Source organism: Paenibacillus andongensis, assembly GCF_025369935.1.
Lineage (GTDB): Bacteria > Bacillota > Bacilli > Paenibacillales > NBRC-103111 > Paenibacillus_E > Paenibacillus_E andongensis.
This window is the reverse complement of the sequence record NZ_CP104467.1, coordinates 1,420,441-1,437,992: the sequence shown is the minus strand read 5'-3', so window position 1 is coordinate 1,437,992 and position 17,552 is coordinate 1,420,441. Positions and strand designations below refer to the sequence as shown.

General features: G+C 47.4%; 9 protein-coding genes, 2 rRNA genes and 2 pseudogenes. 4 read left to right on the top strand and 9 right to left on the bottom strand.

What is annotated here, in order from left to right:
• Window positions 1-32 precede the first annotated feature (32 nt).
• The 4 genes from NYR53_RS06540 to NYR53_RS06525 form a co-directional block, all read right to left on the bottom strand.
• Window positions 33-2,948 (bottom strand): 23S ribosomal RNA (locus tag NYR53_RS06540).
• Window positions 2,949-3,144: 196 nt separating this feature from the next.
• Window positions 3,145-4,686 (bottom strand): 16S ribosomal RNA (locus NYR53_RS06535).
• The 16S and 23S rRNA genes sit together here, the layout of an rRNA operon.
• A gap of 392 nt (window positions 4,687-5,078) precedes the next feature.
• Window positions 5,079-5,867, bottom strand: coding sequence for a DUF2935 domain-containing protein (locus NYR53_RS06530; RefSeq protein ID WP_261304451.1), 789 nt, complete (start codon window positions 5,865-5,867; stop codon window positions 5,079-5,081).
• A gap of 159 nt (window positions 5,868-6,026) precedes the next feature.
• Window positions 6,027-6,995, bottom strand: a complete 969-nt coding sequence (locus NYR53_RS06525) for a DMT family transporter (RefSeq protein ID WP_261304450.1) — start codon at window positions 6,993-6,995, stop codon at window positions 6,027-6,029.
• Between the two features lie 146 nt (window positions 6,996-7,141).
• Between NYR53_RS06525 and NYR53_RS06520 the strand changes: the two genes are divergently transcribed.
• Window positions 7,142-8,482, top strand: a complete 1,341-nt coding sequence (locus NYR53_RS06520; RefSeq protein WP_261304449.1) for an aminotransferase-like domain-containing protein — start codon at window positions 7,142-7,144, stop codon at window positions 8,480-8,482.
• 99 nt (window positions 8,483-8,581) lie between these two features.
• On the opposite strand, the gene NYR53_RS06515 is transcribed toward NYR53_RS06520, so the two are convergent.
• On the bottom strand, window positions 8,582-9,172 hold the full coding sequence (locus NYR53_RS06515) for a TetR/AcrR family transcriptional regulator (RefSeq protein ID WP_261304448.1): 591 nt from the start codon (window positions 9,170-9,172) through the stop codon (window positions 8,582-8,584).
• Between the two features lie 166 nt (window positions 9,173-9,338).
• Window positions 9,339-10,000: pseudogene (locus NYR53_RS06510) on the bottom strand (NAD(P)/FAD-dependent oxidoreductase); the annotation flags it as partial.
• Window positions 10,001-10,003: 3 nt separating this feature from the next.
• Between NYR53_RS06510 and NYR53_RS06505 the strand changes: the two are divergent.
• Both NYR53_RS06505 and NYR53_RS06500 read left to right on the top strand, forming a co-directional pair.
• Window positions 10,004-10,390, top strand: a pseudogene (locus tag NYR53_RS06505) (FecCD family ABC transporter permease); the annotation flags it as partial.
• A complete protein-coding gene (locus NYR53_RS06500) occupies window positions 10,387-11,397 on the top strand; it encodes a FecCD family ABC transporter permease (RefSeq protein ID WP_261304447.1) in 1,011 nt (336 codons plus the stop codon). The pseudogene NYR53_RS06505 and the gene NYR53_RS06500, both read left to right, overlap by 4 nt.
• 65 nt (window positions 11,398-11,462) lie before the next feature.
• Here NYR53_RS06500 and NYR53_RS06495 read toward each other — a convergent pair whose 3' ends face one another.
• From NYR53_RS06495 to NYR53_RS06485, 3 genes are all read right to left on the bottom strand, one after another.
• A complete protein-coding gene (locus NYR53_RS06495; protein ID WP_261304446.1) occupies window positions 11,463-12,443 on the bottom strand; it encodes an aldo/keto reductase in 981 nt (326 codons plus the stop codon).
• A gap of 350 nt (window positions 12,444-12,793) precedes the next feature.
• Window positions 12,794-14,164: a sigma-54-dependent transcriptional regulator gene (locus tag NYR53_RS06490; RefSeq protein WP_261304445.1), complete on the bottom strand. Its 1,371-nt coding sequence runs from the start codon at window positions 14,162-14,164 to the stop codon at window positions 12,794-12,796.
• A complete protein-coding gene (locus tag NYR53_RS06485; protein ID WP_261304444.1) occupies window positions 14,157-15,788 on the bottom strand; it encodes a transporter substrate-binding domain-containing protein in 1,632 nt (543 codons plus the stop codon). Before NYR53_RS06485 ends, NYR53_RS06490 begins: the two co-directional genes overlap by 8 nt.
• A gap of 361 nt (window positions 15,789-16,149) precedes the next feature.
• Here NYR53_RS06485 and NYR53_RS06480 point away from each other — a divergent pair, with 361 nt between their 5' ends.
• Window positions 16,150-17,481 carry a peptidase G2 autoproteolytic cleavage domain-containing protein gene (locus NYR53_RS06480; RefSeq protein WP_261304443.1) on the top strand — a complete coding sequence of 444 codons (1,332 nt, stop codon included), beginning with the start codon at window positions 16,150-16,152 and terminating at the stop codon, window positions 17,479-17,481.
• Window positions 17,482-17,552 lie beyond the last annotated feature (71 nt).

Below are 17,552 nucleotides of genomic sequence, written 5' to 3'. Positions count from 1 at the left end.
ACGAAACTTGCGTAAAGTAACACTCAGGGTTTGTGGTTAAGCCCTCGACCGATTAGTATTCGTCAGCTGCATGCATTGCTGCACTTCCACCTCGAACCTATCAACCTCGTCGTCTACAAGGGGTCTTACATACTGGGAAATCTCATCTTGAGGGGGGCTTCGCGCTTAGATGCTTTCAGCGCTTATCCCCTCCGTACATAGCTACCCAGCGATGCCTCTGGCGAGACAACTGGTACACCAGCGGTACGTCCATCCCGGTCCTCTCGTACTAAGGACAGCTCCTCTCAAATTTCCTACGCCCGCGACAGATAGGGACCGAACTGTCTCACGACGTTCTGAACCCAGCTCGCGTACCGCTTTAATGGGCGAACAGCCCAACCCTTGGGACCTACTTCAGCCCCAGGATGCGATGAGCCGACATCGAGGTGCCAAACCTCCCCGTCGATGTGGACTCTTGGGGGAGATAAGCCTGTTATCCCCAGGGTAGCTTTTATCCGTTGAGCGATGGCCCTTCCATTCGGTACCACCGGATCACTAAGTCCGACTTTCGTCCCTGCTCGACTTGTAGGTCTCGCAGTCAAGCTCCCTTATGCCTTTGCACTCTGCGAATGATTTCCAACCATTCTGAGGGAACCTTTAAACGCCTCCGTTACATTTTAGGAGGCGACCGCCCCAGTCAAACTGCCCACCTGACACTGTCCCCATACCGGATTACGGTACCAGGTTAGAACTCCGATACGATCAGGGTGGTATCCCAACGGCGCCTCCACCCAAGCTGGCGCTCAGGCTTCAAAGGCTCCCACCTATCCTGTACAGATCGTACCAAAGTCCAATATCAAGCTGCAGTAAAGCTCCATGGGGTCTTTCCGTCTTGTCGCGGGTAACCTGCATCTTCACAGGTATTAAAATTTCACCGGATCTCTCGTTGAGACAGCGCCCAAGTCGTTACGCCATTCGTGCGGGTCAGAATTTACCTGACAAGGAATTTCGCTACCTTAGGACCGTTATAGTTACGGCCGCCGTTTACTGGGGCTTCAATTCATAGCTTCGGGTTGCCCCTAACCACTCCTCTTAACCTTCCAGCACCGGGCAGGCGTCAGCCCGTATACTTCGCCTTGCGGCTTCGCACAGACCTGTGTTTTTGCTAAACAGTCGCTTGGGCCTTTTCACTGCGGCCCCCTCGGGCTATTCACCCTACCGAGGCACCCCTTCTCCCGAAGTTACGGGGTCATTTTGCCGAGTTCCTTAACGAGAGTTCTTCCGCGCGCCTTAGAATTCTCTTCTCACCCACCTGTGTCGGTTTGCGGTACGGGCACCTTCGCCTGGCTAGAAGCTTTTCTTGGCAGTGTGAACTCATGACCTTCGGTACTTAAAGTTTCCCTCCCCATCACAGCCCAGCCTTACGGTTAGCGGATTTGCCTACTAACCAGCCTCACTGCTTGGACGAGCATCCATCAGCTCGCGTCACTATCCTTCTGCGTCACTCCATCGCTCATAACGGCTACGGTGGTACAGGAATTTCCACCTGTTGTCCATCGACTACGCCTTTCGGCCTCGCCTTAGGTCCCGACTTACCCTGAGCGGACGAGCCTTCCTCAGGAACCCTTAGGTTTTCGGCGGATCAGATTCTCACTGATCTTTTCGTTACTTATACCGGCATTCTCACTTGTATGCGCTCCACCTGTCCTTACGGTCAGAATTCAACGTACATACAACGCTCCCCTACCCATGCACATACGTGCAAGCCATAGCTTCGGTGGCGTGTTTAGCCCCGTTACATTTTCGGCGCAGAGTCACTCGACCAGTGAGCTATTACGCACTCTTTCAATGGTGGCTGCTTCTAAGCCAACATCCTGGTTGTCTGTGCAACTCCACATCCTTTCCCACTTAACACACACTTGGGGACCTTAGCTGATGGTCTGGGCTGTTTCCCTTTTGACAATGGATCTTAGCACTCACTGTCTGACTCCCGGATTTAAGTTTGTGGCATTCAGAGTTTGACTGGACTTGGTAACCCTTGGCGGGCCCCGCACCCAATCAGTGCTTTACCTCCACAACTCCACATCCGAGGCTAGCCCTAAAGCTATTTCGGGGAGAACCAGCTATCTCCGAGTTCGATTGGAATTTCTCCGCTACCCCCACCTCATCCCCGCATTTTTCAACATGCGTGGGTTCGGGCCTCCAGTGAGTGTTACCTCACCTTCACCCTGGACAGGGGTAGATCACACGGTTTCGGGTCTACGTCCACGTACTCAAGCGCCCTATTCAGACTCGCTTTCGCTGCGGCTCCGCCTTTTCAGCTTAACCTCGCACGGGAACGTAACTCGCCGGTTCATTCTACAAAAGGCACGCCATCACCCATATAGAGGGCTCTGACTTCTTGTAAGCACACGGTTTCAGGTTCTTTTTCACTCCGCTTCCGCGGTGCTTTTCACCTTTCCCTCACGGTACTGCTTCACTATCGGTCACTAGGGAGTATTTAGCCTTGGCAGATGGTCCTGCCGGATTCCGACGGGGTTTCACGTGACCCGCCGTACTCAGGATACCTCTAGGGGTTTCGTTCGATTTTGGCTACAGGGCTTTTACCTTCTATGCCGGACCTTTCCAGATCACTTCGCCTACCGAACTAACCCCACATCGAGGTCCTACAACCCCAAGGAGCAAGCTCCTTGGTTTGGGCTATTCCGCTTTCGCTCGCCGCTACTGACGGAATCACTTTTGTTTTCTTTTCCTCCAGGTACTTAGATGTTTCAGTTCCCTGGGTATGCCTCTACTATTGCTATGTATTCACAATAGAGTAACTGCGCATTACCACAGCTGGGTTCCCCCATTCGGACATCCCCGGATCAAAGCCTGCTTACGGCTCCCCGAGGCATTTCGTCGTTCGCCACGTCCTTCTTCGGCTCCTAGTGCCTAGGCATCCTCCGTGTGCTCTTTCTAGCTTAACCTAGAAAAAAACATTTGAAAATTTCGCAAGATCATAAGATCAAGCAACCTAAGTTCTTACTTTACGTTTTGTTTCGTTATCTAGTTTTCAAGGAACAAGTAGTTGAAGGTAAATTCATCCTTCAAAACTGAACACGAGTGAGTAAACGTTTTGTGCTTTCGCACTTGACTGGATCTATCAGATCCGAGTCTCCATAGAAAGGAGGTGATCCAGCCGCACCTTCCGATACGGCTACCTTGTTACGACTTCACCCCAATCATCTACCCCACCTTCGGCGGCTGGCTCCCTTGCGGGTTACCCCACCGACTTCGGGTGTTGTAAACTCTCGTGGTGTGACGGGCGGTGTGTACAAGACCCGGGAACGTATTCACCGCGGCATGCTGATCCGCGATTACTAGCAATTCCGACTTCATGCAGGCGAGTTGCAGCCTGCAATCCGAACTGAGATCGGCTTATAAGGATTGGCTCCACCTCGCGGCTTCGCTTCCCGTTGTACCGACCATTGTAGTACGTGTGTAGCCCAGGTCATAAGGGGCATGATGATTTGACGTCATCCCCACCTTCCTCCGGTTTGTCACCGGCAGTCATCTTAGAGTGCCCACCCAAAGTGCTGGCAACTAAGATCAAGGGTTGCGCTCGTTGCGGGACTTAACCCAACATCTCACGACACGAGCTGACGACAACCATGCACCACCTGTCTCCTCTGTCCCGAAGGCCTACGATATCTCTACCGTATTCAGAGGGATGTCAAGACCTGGTAAGGTTCTTCGCGTTGCTTCGAATTAAACCACATACTCCACTGCTTGTGCGGGTCCCCGTCAATTCCTTTGAGTTTCACTCTTGCGAGCGTACTCCCCAGGCGGCATACTTACTGTGTTAACTTCGGCACCGAGGAATCGAATCCCCAACACCTAGTATGCATCGTTTACGGCGTGGACTACCAGGGTATCTAATCCTGTTTGCTCCCCACGCTTTCGCGCCTCAGCGTCAGTTATAGGCCAGAAAGTCGCCTTCGCCACTGGTGTTCCTCCACATCTCTACGCATTTCACCGCTACACGTGGAATTCCACTTTCCTCTCCTACACTCAAGTCAACCAGTTTTGGATGCGAACCGGGGTTGAGCCCCGGGCTTAAACACCCAACTTAATTAACCGCCTGCGCGCGCTTTACGCCCAATAATTCCGGACAACGCTTGCCCCCTACGTATTACCGCGGCTGCTGGCACGTAGTTAGCCGGGGCTTTCTTCTCCTATACCGTCACACAAAGCGCAGTTACTCGCCTTGCTGTTCGTCTAGGGCAACAGAGCTTTACGATCCGAAAACCTTCATCACTCACGCGGCGTTGCTCCGTCAGACTTGCGTCCATTGCGGAAGATTCCCTACTGCTGCCTCCCGTAGGAGTCTGGGCCGTGTCTCAGTCCCAGTGTGGCCGTTCACCCTCTCAGGTCGGCTACGCATCGTCGCCTTGGTGAGCCGTTACCTCACCAACTAGCTAATGCGCCGCAGGCCCATCTATAAGCCACAGATTGCTCCGTGTTTCATAATTCTCTCATGCGAGAAAACCAGTTATCCGGTCTTAGCTATCGTTTCCGATAGTTATCCCGGTCTTATAGGCAGGTTACCTACGTGTTACTCACCCGTCCGCCGCTAACTTATCCCGAAGGATAAATCCGCTCGACTTGCATGTATTAGGCACGCCGCCAGCGTTCGTCCTGAGCCAGGATCAAACTCTCCATAATAGTAAACCTATTTGAAAGCTTAATTGCTCATTTTCGTAGCTAGCGAGATTTTACAATCTCTTTTTTGAACGATTTCTCGTTCGTGCTTACTCACTCGTTGTTCAGTTTTCAAAGATCAATTTCTTTCGTTCACTGCCGTGTTACCGAAGCAGCGAGAAGTAATATACCATACTGATTTTTCTTTTGCAACTACTTTTTTTCGAGTTAGTTACTTTCGCCAGCCTGTCTTGCGGCCGGAGTGATAATATACCACGGTTCTTAAATATATTGCAATGTTTTATTTTTCCAATTCGAAAGTTTTTTTAAATATATATGAAAAAGGCAGATTCCAATTAGGAACTGCCCTTTTATCGTCTTCTTATCGTCTTCTTAATGGAGCTTCTTTATAGAACCTACATGATCCTAGGTTTTGTGGGATCACAATTGTGCGGGGGAACAACTCCGTTTTGAGACAACTTTAATAAATAGTAGCATTCTTCGCGATACATATGATCCGGCACGAGAGGGTTAATCCGCGATAACAGCTCTGCACTTAACCCAAGCTCCTCAACTTCTTTCAAGAAAGCCATGAATATAGACATTTCCATATTAACATCAGAATGGAATTTGTGAATTGATGGGTAACTAGCTCGCAACGTACGTAAATAACCTGTAAGTTCAATCGCTTTTAAATAAAACTCGTTGAAATTCTTTTCAAATTGCTTGCTCTTCTTGATTAATCTCTTCTCTACCAGATCCAAGTCCATCGCAATAATAGCCGCATGGCCAGCAGCATCCGTCAGCCAAAGCAAATCATGATGCAAAGGAGCATACTTCGGAACCGGCTTACCCTCCAGAAGCACGATGAGTATTTTGAAGTACTCCTCCAGCTCATTCACCATATGATTGATAAATGTCGGTGTTAATCCAAGCTTTATTTGCCCGAGTAAAAGACGATCTAAAAGATTCAGTTTGTATTCGCGTAAATTAGACGTTAAATCGTAAGCTTGTTTGTTTAATTGAGCCAAATTGCTATCTTCCTTCGTTCGCGCTTGATCAAGGAGTTGATCATATTGGTTTATGAAGGAATGGGCGATAGCAATATCTTTGAGCTCCATAGGAGCAAGCGCATTATAAATAAACCTCGCATGATCCCCTAAAATTTGCAGCCAAAATCGATGCTCAAACAACGTTTGTTCCATCAGCTTGTGCCCCTTCCCGCTAATACTTTACCTAATTGTATGTAACGATTTAGATATAAAAAACTATTCCCTGCCACTTTTAGAGAAAACGAAAAAAGACGCCTCGTGGCGTCATAGTGGGCAGCAACTACGGGGCATAATAACATAACTGCAATTCCCCTATCTTCCATTCACTCGTTTCCCTTTTACACGATCAACTTCAACTTTTGGCAATGCCACTTTATATCGTCCTAAATATTGCGTCCCGATCACCCCGGCTAGAATCATCACAGAGCCAATCAAGTGATACACAGTCACTTTTTCCCCAAGAAAAAGGGCCCCTGCTGCAATGGAGACGATCGTTGATAAATTAGTGAACACGCTCATTTTGGAGGCTTCTATCCTAGATAAGACATAGTTACCAGTCAAAGCTGTCACCAGTGAGGATATCAAGCCTAGGAAGAGAATGGCCACAATAAAAGACGGTTTAGACAGCGGTGAAAGAAAGGCCTCGAATGTCCCCTCACTAGCATGATTAGTAAGCGAAATAACAAGAAAGGTAGCAAATCCGATACCGAGCATAAAATAACTGATCTCCACTGGGCTAAACTGTTTCGAAAGCGATCGGGCCAGAACACTGTATCCAGCAAAAGCCACACAAGTAAGAAACAAAAGGATGATCCCTGTCATGTTTGACCAATCTAGCGTACTCCCCTTCATGATGAAAATGAATAGAACTCCGAATACAGAGAGGAAAATCGATATTTTTTGCAAGACGTTTGTTCCTTCTTTTAGAAACATTGAAGCAAACAACATCGTTACGATCGGCGTGAATGCGTACAAGATGCCTCCCTCTGCCGAAGAGGTATGCTGCAGTCCATACGCTTGAAGTGTGAAGAATCCTAGTGGATATGTCGTTGCCAACAGCAGCACTTTGGCGAGCGGCTTGCCGCGGTAATTCAGTTTAACCAAACCAAGCATAACCGGGATGGATAAAACGGCGAACGAAACGGCAAAACGGTAGGTGAGCGTATCGAGTGGGTGAGCTTGGTCAAGAGCTATTTTGGCAAACAAGAAAGAAAATCCAATGATTACCGCGTTTAGTACGGCAAATATATAGGCAAGTTTGATTCCTTTTCGGTTATTCATATTCCCCCCCACTTCCTAACGGATTTATGGTACTTTATTGGTAATGGTGCCGGCTGTTCGTTATAAGCATAGAACGAATACTGTAGCACTACAATCATTTTACCAACCAACTGTACCGGTACAATTAAAGGGCGGGGGAATTATTTTTGCATAAATACTCTCATATTTTCAATGATATTGAACGGCAAATTGAGGATGGACATATACGATCCGGCCAAAAGCTCCCCTCAATAAGGGAGTTGTCCATCATCTATTCTTGCAATAAAAGCACAGTCATTCGTGCCTATACGGAGCTTGAGAAGCGTCATCTCATTTACTCCATCCCCCAAAGCGGGTATTATGCGGTACAAAAGAGAACAGATGCCTTCCATCCATCGGAACACTTGGTTTATGATTTCTCTTCAGGTGCTCCAGACCCGGAGCTGTTTCCTTATCTGGATTTTAAACATTGTATAAATAAAGCGATTGATACCTATAAAAATGAACTGTTCGTGTACGGAACTCCGCAAGGATTGCCTTCGTTATTAAAGGTGCTAACCAAGCATTTGGCCAACTATCAGGTATTCACGAATCCAAACAACATACATGTTACATCAGGCGTGCAGCAAGCCTTATCCGTCTTGGCTTTGATGCCTTTTCCAAATGGAAAACGAGGCGTATTGCTTGAACAACCGAGTTATTATTTGTTTATACGCCTTTTAGAAATTTATCAAATCCCTACTTTTGGCATCACAAGAACAGCCAGCGGCATCGACCTAGATGAATTAGAGCGCCTGTTCCGTACTGAAGATATTAAATTCTTCTATACCATGCCCCGCTTCCATAATCCACTTGGTAGTTCTTATACGGAACAAACGAAGAAAGCAATTGCCCGATTAGCCAAACGCTATGACGTCTACATTATTGAAGATGATTATTTGGCTGACTTGGAGAACGATACGAAATCTGACCCTATCTTCGCTTACGCTTCAACCCATGTTGTTTATTTAAAAAGTTACTCTAAGATCTTGTTTCCAGGATTACGAGTGGGCGCAGCCGTCCTCCCTACAGACCTCACGCCCACATTCAGCAACTACAAGAAATTGTCGGACATCGACAGTTCCATGCTCTCACAAGCAGCTTTAGAAATTTATATTCAGAGTGGTATGTTTGAACGGCGCAAGCGTAAAATCAGAGATTCCTATTCGCGTAGATTAATGCATCTGAATAAAGCTTTACTTGCAAACAGTGACAACGCATATCAAACTCCATCTGAGGTAATTTCGGGTGTGTACACCCATATCATCGTCCCGGCTCATCTGCACATCCCAACCCTGTTGGACAGATTGCGTAAGAAGCGTGTTATTGTGCAGAACCTCGAACCTTATTTTTTACCTGCATTTGATTCTGAACATTTGTTAAGTCTTAGCGTAACGCAAGTATCTGAGGAGCGGATCGAAATCGGCGTACGACTTATTGCGGATGAGATCAAACGGATGCTAGGGTAAAATGGAGCTCCTTCGATTCTAGAGACTATCAACTTCCTATTCAAAAGCAAAAAGCCCTTCTGATTACTTTCATCAGATGGGCTTTATTTGTCCATTCATCTACTTAGAGATTCCGAAAAGAAGCAGATCCCAAACCGAAGCAAATTCCTGTTCAATCGTGTCTGAAGACCACTCTTTTGCATGTACAGGATGATGAAAACGCGAAGTAGCATTAAAAATAGCTCTCGCCGTAACCATTGGTTCATCAGCTTTGAACTCTTCGGACTTTATTCCCTCTTCGATAATGCGGGCAATCTGATCGATTAATTGATTGACATGAGTATTTATGATTTCGACTGCATCTAATGTAACAGCCGCGTACATGGCAAACATTTCGGAATCATTGATTGCATAGGCCTTCTTCGTATGGATCAGGGTTTCAAACCATGTACGCAAACGCTCTGCAGCGCTGCCACCAGACTGGACCGCAATAATCTCCAAGGGATCTATAATGATTGTGTGCAGCCACCGCTCGGTTACAGCCTCTCGTAATGAAGCTTTACTTGCAAAGTGTCGATAAAGCGTGCCGTGGCTAACTTGAAGCGCTCGAGCCACATCGACAACGGAAGTTTTGTCAGGTCCATAACGCCGCAACACTTGTTCCGCCGCGTCTAATATGGCTTCCTTCGTTAGTGGAAGATCACCAGACATGTTGCTCCCCCCTCTCTAATCCTTCCATGATATCACATCAAGTATCAAAAACAAAATGACAATATCGTTATTTTGTATTATGTTTTCGCTCTTATGGGAAGCTTCCATACCACCGACATGTTTTTTCATACAGGAGGGGTTTTTTAGCATTTTTTTGATCAAATGGCTAGGTCATCATTCGTTTGACTAGTTCTCGATTGCGCTTTTTAAAGACTTCATTATGCGAAGACACCATAGCAACCTTATTCGCATCCGGCTGGATATATTGCTTTGCTTTATTTACAGCGTTTGCAGCGTCTTGGAATGCACCGGCAATTAAATGCAGCTTCCCATCATGATGTAAAATATCACCAGCTGTGATACCTCACCTGTTTCATGGTTGGTCAATTCAACATGTTCAATGACTTCATGATTACTACTAGCAACTAGTTTGGTAATGGACGTATGGAAGAAACAAACAACGGAGCTCTCCATAAGCTGCTTTACTTGCGCTTCATGGCCTGTTAAAGTCTCTTTTCGATAGGTTAAATAAACGTTTTTGGCGATAGGCTCTAGTTCATTTGCCCAATCAATGGCAGAATTGCCTCCACACGAAATGATCACCGTTTTGTTTCTAAAATGCTGCAAAGACTTCACGGTATAGTTCAAATTAGACACTTCGTATCTCTCTGCGCCTTCGATCTCCAGCCTTTGCGGATTCAATATCCCTCCTCCAACAGCCACAATCACTGTTTTCGAGTAATGCTTTTGACCAGAAGCAGCTTGTAAGACAAAAATACCCTCTTCATCACGCGTGATCGACTCTACCTTTTCATTCAACACAACTTCACACTGATTGCCCTGTTCCTCTCCAGGCAGCTTACCATTCTAAGTTTAAGTGAAGAAGTAGCCGTTGGATTAGGACAGAAGACGATACAAATCAAAACCTTTCTTTTTATCATCATCATCCTACTCGCGGGTGCCTCTGTTGCGCTTGTTGGGAATATGGCGTTCATTGGTTTAATGATTCCCCATATTGTTCGCGCCATTGTTGGAACCGATTATCGTTTTATTGTGCCAATGTCGGCAATTATAGGAGCAGTCTTTATGCTTTTTGCGGATACCCTTGGACGTACGATCAATTCTCCCTATGAAACACCTGTGGCAGCCATTGTGGTGATGATGGGTTTGCCCTTCTTCTTGTTCATCATACGTAATGGAGGAAAGGCATTCTCATGATTCATCCTCCCACTTTAATTAAAAAACAACGGATGCTCTTTTATGGTTCGCTTGCACTTATTACGATAACGATCATTCTCGGGATGGGAATGGGCTACTCCTCTATCTCTTATGATAGGCTGATTCCCACCCTTCTCGGTCAAGGTACATTCAAAGAAGAGTTTGTTTTATTTTCGATCCGACTGCCACACATGGTGATTACCCTGCTAGCAGGAATGGCACTTGCCTTATCGGGGGCTATTTTACAAGGAATTACACGAAATGACTTAGCTGATCCTGGAATTATAGGTATTAACTCTGGGGCTGGTGTTGCTATTGCCGTATTCTTTTTGTTTTTCCCTATCAAGGCGGGATCGTTTATTTATCTGCTTCCACTTGTCGCTTTTATAGGTGCATTAATCACGGCTTGCTTCATCTATCTACTTTCGTATAACCGCACCGTTGGCCTTCAACCAGTTAGATTAGTGCTAATTGGAGTCGGATTTTCAATGGCCCTATCCGGGGTCATGATTGTCATTATTTCATCTGCTGAACGGACTAAAGTTGATTTTATCGCAAAATGGTTAGCCGGAAGTATCTGGGGTGCAGACTGGCCTTTTATTTGGGCAATTATTCCTTGGTTAGCCCTGCTCATTCCATTCACCTTATACAAAGCAAATCGTTTGAATCTGCTGGGACTGGGCGAACCTGTAGCCATCGGCGTAGGTGTATCCGTTGAAAAGGAACGAATTGTCTTACTATTAACCGCGGTTGCCCTTGCCGCTTCGGCCGTTTCGGTCACTGGAGGAATTGCCTTCATTGGACTCATGGCTCCACACATTGCGAAAGCATTGGTAGGACCTAGAAATCAATTGTTTATTCCAGTCGCCATTCTGATTGGTGGTTGGCTGTTATTAATGGCCGACACCGTTGGACGTAATGTGGTTGAACCTGATGGTATTCCCGCCGGCATTATGGTCGCTTTAATTGGAGCGCCGTATTTTATGTATTTATTATTGAAAAAATAACTTTGTATAAAACAAAAAAACTGAGCTCCATGGCATTATGGGTTCAGTTCTTTTCTGTATGTTTATTATCGGATTACGTTGCTCGATATTTCGCTGATTGTTTGGATTTCATTAGCAGTAAGCTTAAATTGCATGGCTTTTACATTTTCTTGAGCATGATGAATTTTAGAAGCACCGGGAATGGCAAATACTGTTTCTCCGTGAGCGTTAATCATCCAATTCAATGCGATTTGTGTTGGAGAAGCATCGTAATGAACAGCTAGCTCTTCCAAGTGATCGATGAGAGGCTTTGATTTCTGAAGTCCTGATTGTTTAAAAGAAGACGTCCATTTCCTAGGACCCATTATCTCTTTCACGAGATCAGGATTCTTATGGAATTTACCGCTCAGAATTCCTTGCTCTAATGGAGAGTAAGCAATAATTGCAATCCCTAACTCTTTAGCTGTCTCCATAATCCCATTCTGTTCAATACGCCGATCTAACAAGCTGTACTTCACTTGATTGGATGCTAAAGGAAGTCCATGCTCCTTCAGTACTCGGTGAGCCTCCCGCATTTGCTTTGCCGAATAATTACTCACGCCCACGTTTTGAATTTTACCGGTTTTGACCAGTTGAGCCATGGCTTTCATTTCACTTGCTACAGAGGAGAATGAGTAAGGCTGATGTACTTGATGCAGATGGATCGTGCGATTATCTAAGTATCGAATGCGCTCATCGATTGTACTTACAATGCTTCCGGCTGTGCGAAAAATCGGCCACCATTTCGTAGCAATTCGAGTGTCATCCGCCAAAGACCCTGAATCTCGGAGAGCTTTCGAAAGCATTTGCTCCGATTGTCCTTTACCATACACTTCCGCTGTATCAAACCAATTGATGCCGCCTTCAAGGCTAATCTTAACGATCTTCAGCACATCATCGGCACCCAGCACAGGCCAAAACTTGCCTACTACCCCTTGCCCATTGCTAAATTGCCAGCAGCCAAGTCCAAGTGGTGAAAGTTCTAAATTCGTGCTTCCCAGTTTACGGAGTAACCTTGTTTTCTCCATGACACTCACCTTTTTTTCAAATTGAATGAGGGATATCATTTTTCGCACAATTTAGTACAACTTAACACTACTTTGCTTACTACAAAAAAGCAACCTGGACGTGAAATTTAAGTGTTGAATCGATCCACCAACTGCTTCCGGTACCATTCTAATTCAATTAATATAAACTAAAAAACGGTCTATTTTCGACCTCTCAAGTCGCGACCAGCTTTTATTCGCTTCACTTGCTGCTGAGAGGTTCTTTTCGGGCCTCTCTTATTGATTCATCAGATCATGACCGTGAAACTTGTGGCAAAAGCGATATCTTAGTTTGAAGGGGACTCTCCATCCTCAAGCGGCACTCCCACAAGTTATGGAAATGACCCCTCCTCTTTATATTTAGACATCTTGTCCCGCAGCGTACGCTCGCCGATATCCAGCATGTCGGCTGTTTTGCGGCGGTTTCCGCCAAGCTCCCGAAGCGTTGCCAATATGAGCTTTCTCTCCGCCTCTAAAGCGGTATCGCCTACATAAACGGGAACGAGCCGACCGTCTGTCGTTTGTTCACGCTGGGGCTGAAGGTCCATCGGCATATCTCGGATCGTCAAATGTTCGCCGTCGGCGAGTGCGATAGAACGCTCGATAATGTTTTGAAGCTCCCGCACATTGCCGGGAAAAGGATAGTCGTTCAGCAGATTGAGCGCTTCCTGCGAGATGCCCTTTATTTGCTTGGACATCTTTCCACCGATTTTGTCCATAAAATGTCGGATTAGCAGCGGGATATCTTCCTTGCGCTCACGGAGTGGGGGAACTTGGATCGGAATGACGTTCAACCGGTAATACAAATCTTCCCTGAATTTGCCCTGCTGCACTTCTTTCTTCAAATCCCGGTTCGTTGCGGCAATGATCCGAACATCGATCCGCTTCTCTTTATGCCCTCCGATTGGCGTCACCGTCTTCTCTTGCAGCACCCGCAGCAGCTTGCTTTGCAACCCGATGTCGAGCTCACCGATTTCGTCGAGAAACAAAGTACCACCGTCTGCTGTCTCGAAAATGCCAGCTTTGCGTACATTCGCGCCTGTAAACGCGCCTTTTTCATAGCCGAACAGCTCGGACTCCATCAAATTGGCGGGAATGGCGGCGCAATTAGTCGTGGAAAATACCTGCTCCCGCCGCTCCCCTGCAAAATGGACGGCACGGGCGACCAGTTCTTTTCCCGTCCCGCTTTCCCCCAAGATCAGTACGCCAGAATCGATGTTCTTCACTTTATCGATAAGCGCAAACACGTGCTTCATCCGATCGCTTTCCCCGATCAGACCGTGCACGTCGTACGCTTTGCGGATTTCTCCGTCGAGCCATTCCACCCTTGATTGAAGGTGATACTGCTCCTGCGCTCTGCCGCAGAGCACCTTGAGCTCCTCCATATCGATTGGCTTCTGCACATAATAGAATGCGCCGAGCTTCATCGCCTCAACGGCGGAAGCGATGCTGCCGTACGCGGTCATCATGATGACGACCGTCTTAGGTGACATTTGTTTGACCATCCGCAGCACCTCGATGCCGTCCCTCATGCCGATTCGCAGATCTAAGAGAACGATCGCAAACGAAAGATGCGCGAACAAAGCGACCGCCTCGTCAGGATCAACGGACGTATACACTTGATAATCGTCTTCCAAAATAAACGACAACGATTTGCAAATCGAGATTTCGTCATCAATAATAAGCAAATTCGGTTTATGCATGTTCGCTCTCCCCCAGCTCGCCCGGTAATTTCAGCGTCACCTTAGTTCCGGTTCCCTTCTTGCTTTCCACTTCGATCCCCCCGTTGTTCTCGGCCATCAGTCGGTAGCAAATCGACAGCCCAAGTCCGACCCCTCCGGCTTTTCGCGTAAAAAAAGGTTCATAAATATTCGCCAAATCCCTGGGATCGATGCCTTCTCCAGTATCTTCAATCGTCATTATGACATGGGGACCATCGCTGTAAGCCATTATCTGCAGCTCTCCGCCGTCCTCCATCGCATCGATCGCATTTTTGAACAAATTGATCAGCACCTGCTTGATTTGCTGGGCATCTGCCCAGACAACGCAAGACTCCGGCACTTCAAGCCGGACGACGATCCGTTGGTTCTCGAACAGCTGATGGAAAAGCAGTACGACGGCTTGAACGGTTTCAGCGATGCAGAAAGTTGTTTTCTCTGGCGGCTTGTCACGCGCAAAGTCCAGCAGTTCGCCGACGATCCGGTTCAACCGCATCACTTCCCCAGTCACGTGCTGCGCAAAAAACTCGCGGTATTCCTTGTTTTCGTATTTGGTTGGCAGGAGCTGGGCATAGGATAAAATGGACGTAATCGGATTGCGGATTTCGTGGGCAATCCCTGCGACTAATTGGCCTAACGATTGCATCCTATCTTTACGCGCAAGCTCGTCCAGCGTTTTTTTGTACGTGTCGACGCGCTTCTTCAACTCTTTCTTCAGCGTAAAATTCCACCACAAAATAATGAGCAGCACGCAAGTTATGGCGACCAGACCGATGATAAAATAAGTAAGCAGGCCGCGGATATTGCGAGGCGACGGATAGATATATTCACCGAACCATTTGCGTTCGATTTTCGGGTAAATACCGTTTGTTTTAATTTTCCGCAGCCCTGTATTGATCGGCTCAAGCAGCTGTTCGTTCCGCTTCAGGACGACCATGCCATAGTTGGTAGGCGAAATCGGATCGCCGACGAGCTTCACCTTGTCCTGTTGACCATCCGATTGCAGCAAATATTGACCGGTAATTTGATTGCCGATAAAAGCGTCCACTTTGTGCTCCAGCAGCATCTGGATTGCCTCTTCCTGATTTTCCCCAGCAAGTACGACGGCATTAGGAAGCCGTTGCAACGCTTCCCCGCTAATATCGCCTTCCTGTACGGCTATTTTCCGGTGCTGCAAGTCATCCAGCGAAAACACGGAATAATTGTCCTTCAACACGAAGATCGCCTGCGTACTTGTAAAATACGGTTCAGAGTACGCATATAGTGATGCACGCTCCTTGCTGTATTTCATCCCTTGGATGGCGTCCACCCGACCTGCTTCTAGCGCCTTCAACGCTTCGCTCCACGGCATCGGATAGAACTCGAACGTAATCCCTGTTTCTATGGAAAGCGCGTTCATCATATCGACATTAAAACCTTGAAATGTACCGTTGACATCGAATTCGAACGGAGGAAACCAGTTATCGCCGGCAATGCGAATCACTTGCCTCGGCTCGGATGGCGTTTCATCGGCGGCGCCCGTGACAACCGGGAAGCAGAAGGTAGCCGCAAACATGGCAAGCGCTATACAGAGAAGTGGAATGCCAGTAACAAGACCATCTCTGCGCATTATCCTTACATCCCCTCTCTATCATGGATAGTCAGTATTATATCTCAATTCGGGAAATTTCACGATTCACCCGTTACTTCCTGTGTTCCTACCTTGCTCAGTTGTATATGAATCGAGACTAGCAAAGAATTATTACCTACATTCATGCAGGGAGTCCGGGTGCATACAAATTCGGGTTCAAGATTCATGCGCTGATCCGATCGGACATATGGATAGGATATGATGTCGACTCTGTATAATGATCGGACGGGAATTACCGCTTGTAATCGGACATATCGAGGATTACGTGCCACCTGCATCGATAGATTTGGCATTCGAGTCGAATCAAGCAAATATTCAAAATGTAAAGGGGGAATAGTTCTTGCCTTGTAACCAAAATCAAACAGGTACTTGTTCTACGGCAGAAGGGTTTAATACGACATCGAGCGGACCTTCTTCCCACGCGGAAGGAACCAACTCTGTGGCCAGCGGAAATGCCTCTCATGCGGAAGGCGGCAACACTCATGCCGACGGTGAGGCTTCCCACTCTGAAGGCATCGGTTCCATCGCCAGCAGTCCGGCTGCGCACGCGGAAGGGTATCAAACCAAGGCCAGCGGGAATGCCTCTCATGCAGAAGGCGGCAACACCATTGCCAGCGGGTCGGCCGCTCACGCAGAAGGCCAGGATACTAAAGCGATCGCTAATGCCGCTCATGCCGAAGGGTATCAAACCGCGGCAACTAAGGATTCCGCACATGCCGAAGGGGCGCTGACCCAGGCGACCGCCGAGTCGGCCCATGCTGAAGGCGTCAGTACTATCGCCAGCGGCAATGGGTCGCATGCCGAGGGATACGCGACTATCGCTAATAAAGATGCTGCTCATGCCGAGGGAACCACAACAACGGCCAGCGGTGTCGCAGCGCATGCGGAAGGATCACAGACCACTGCAAGCGGAAATGCCTCCCACGCTGAAGGTATCGGGACACTTGCCAATGGCGAATCTTCTCATGCTGAAGGCTTGAATACTAGCGCAGGCGGATTCGCAGGCGCCCACATCATGGGCCGCAACGGCACCGCGCAGGAAGCTTATTCCTGGTTCATAGGTAACGGAACTAGCTCTAATGCTCATGGCCTTGGCGCGAAATGGCTCGCTTCTACAGGTAACATGCATGTGGACGGCGCGTTTGTACCAGGTGGAGCGGATTATGCAGAATTATTCGAAACCATTGACGGCAAGCCGATTGAGCCAGGTTACTTTGTGTCTGTCGTTAGAAAGAAAATTCGGTACTCTTCCTCCGATGACGACTATATCGTGGGCATCACAAGCGCAACCCCGGGAATTATTGGAGATAGTGGAGAAATGCACTGGCAAAAGAAATATCTTACTGATAAATGGGGAAGAGTTCAATACCGGGAAGTCACTCTATCTGTACATACGGACGATTCCGAAAGAGGTCTGATTCCAGGACGAACTGAGCTTCATCCTGTTCTCAATCCGAATTGGGATCCACAGCAGGAGTACGTTCCGCGCTTAAAGCGGCCGGAATGGGTTGCAGTAGGACTTTTAGGCAAACTTCTCGTTCGGGATGACGGAACCTGTGAACCCAACAGTTACTGCAGACCTAATCATGCTGGGATTGCCACAAGAGCCAGTTCAGGTTACCGTGTTCTGGAACGAACGGATGAAGACCAAATCTTAGTTTTGTTCCGGTAGAAGTGAAGAGATGACTAGAGTTTCGATCATATGCCAGAATTATGTCGCGTAAGTCTAGTAAATGTATCACT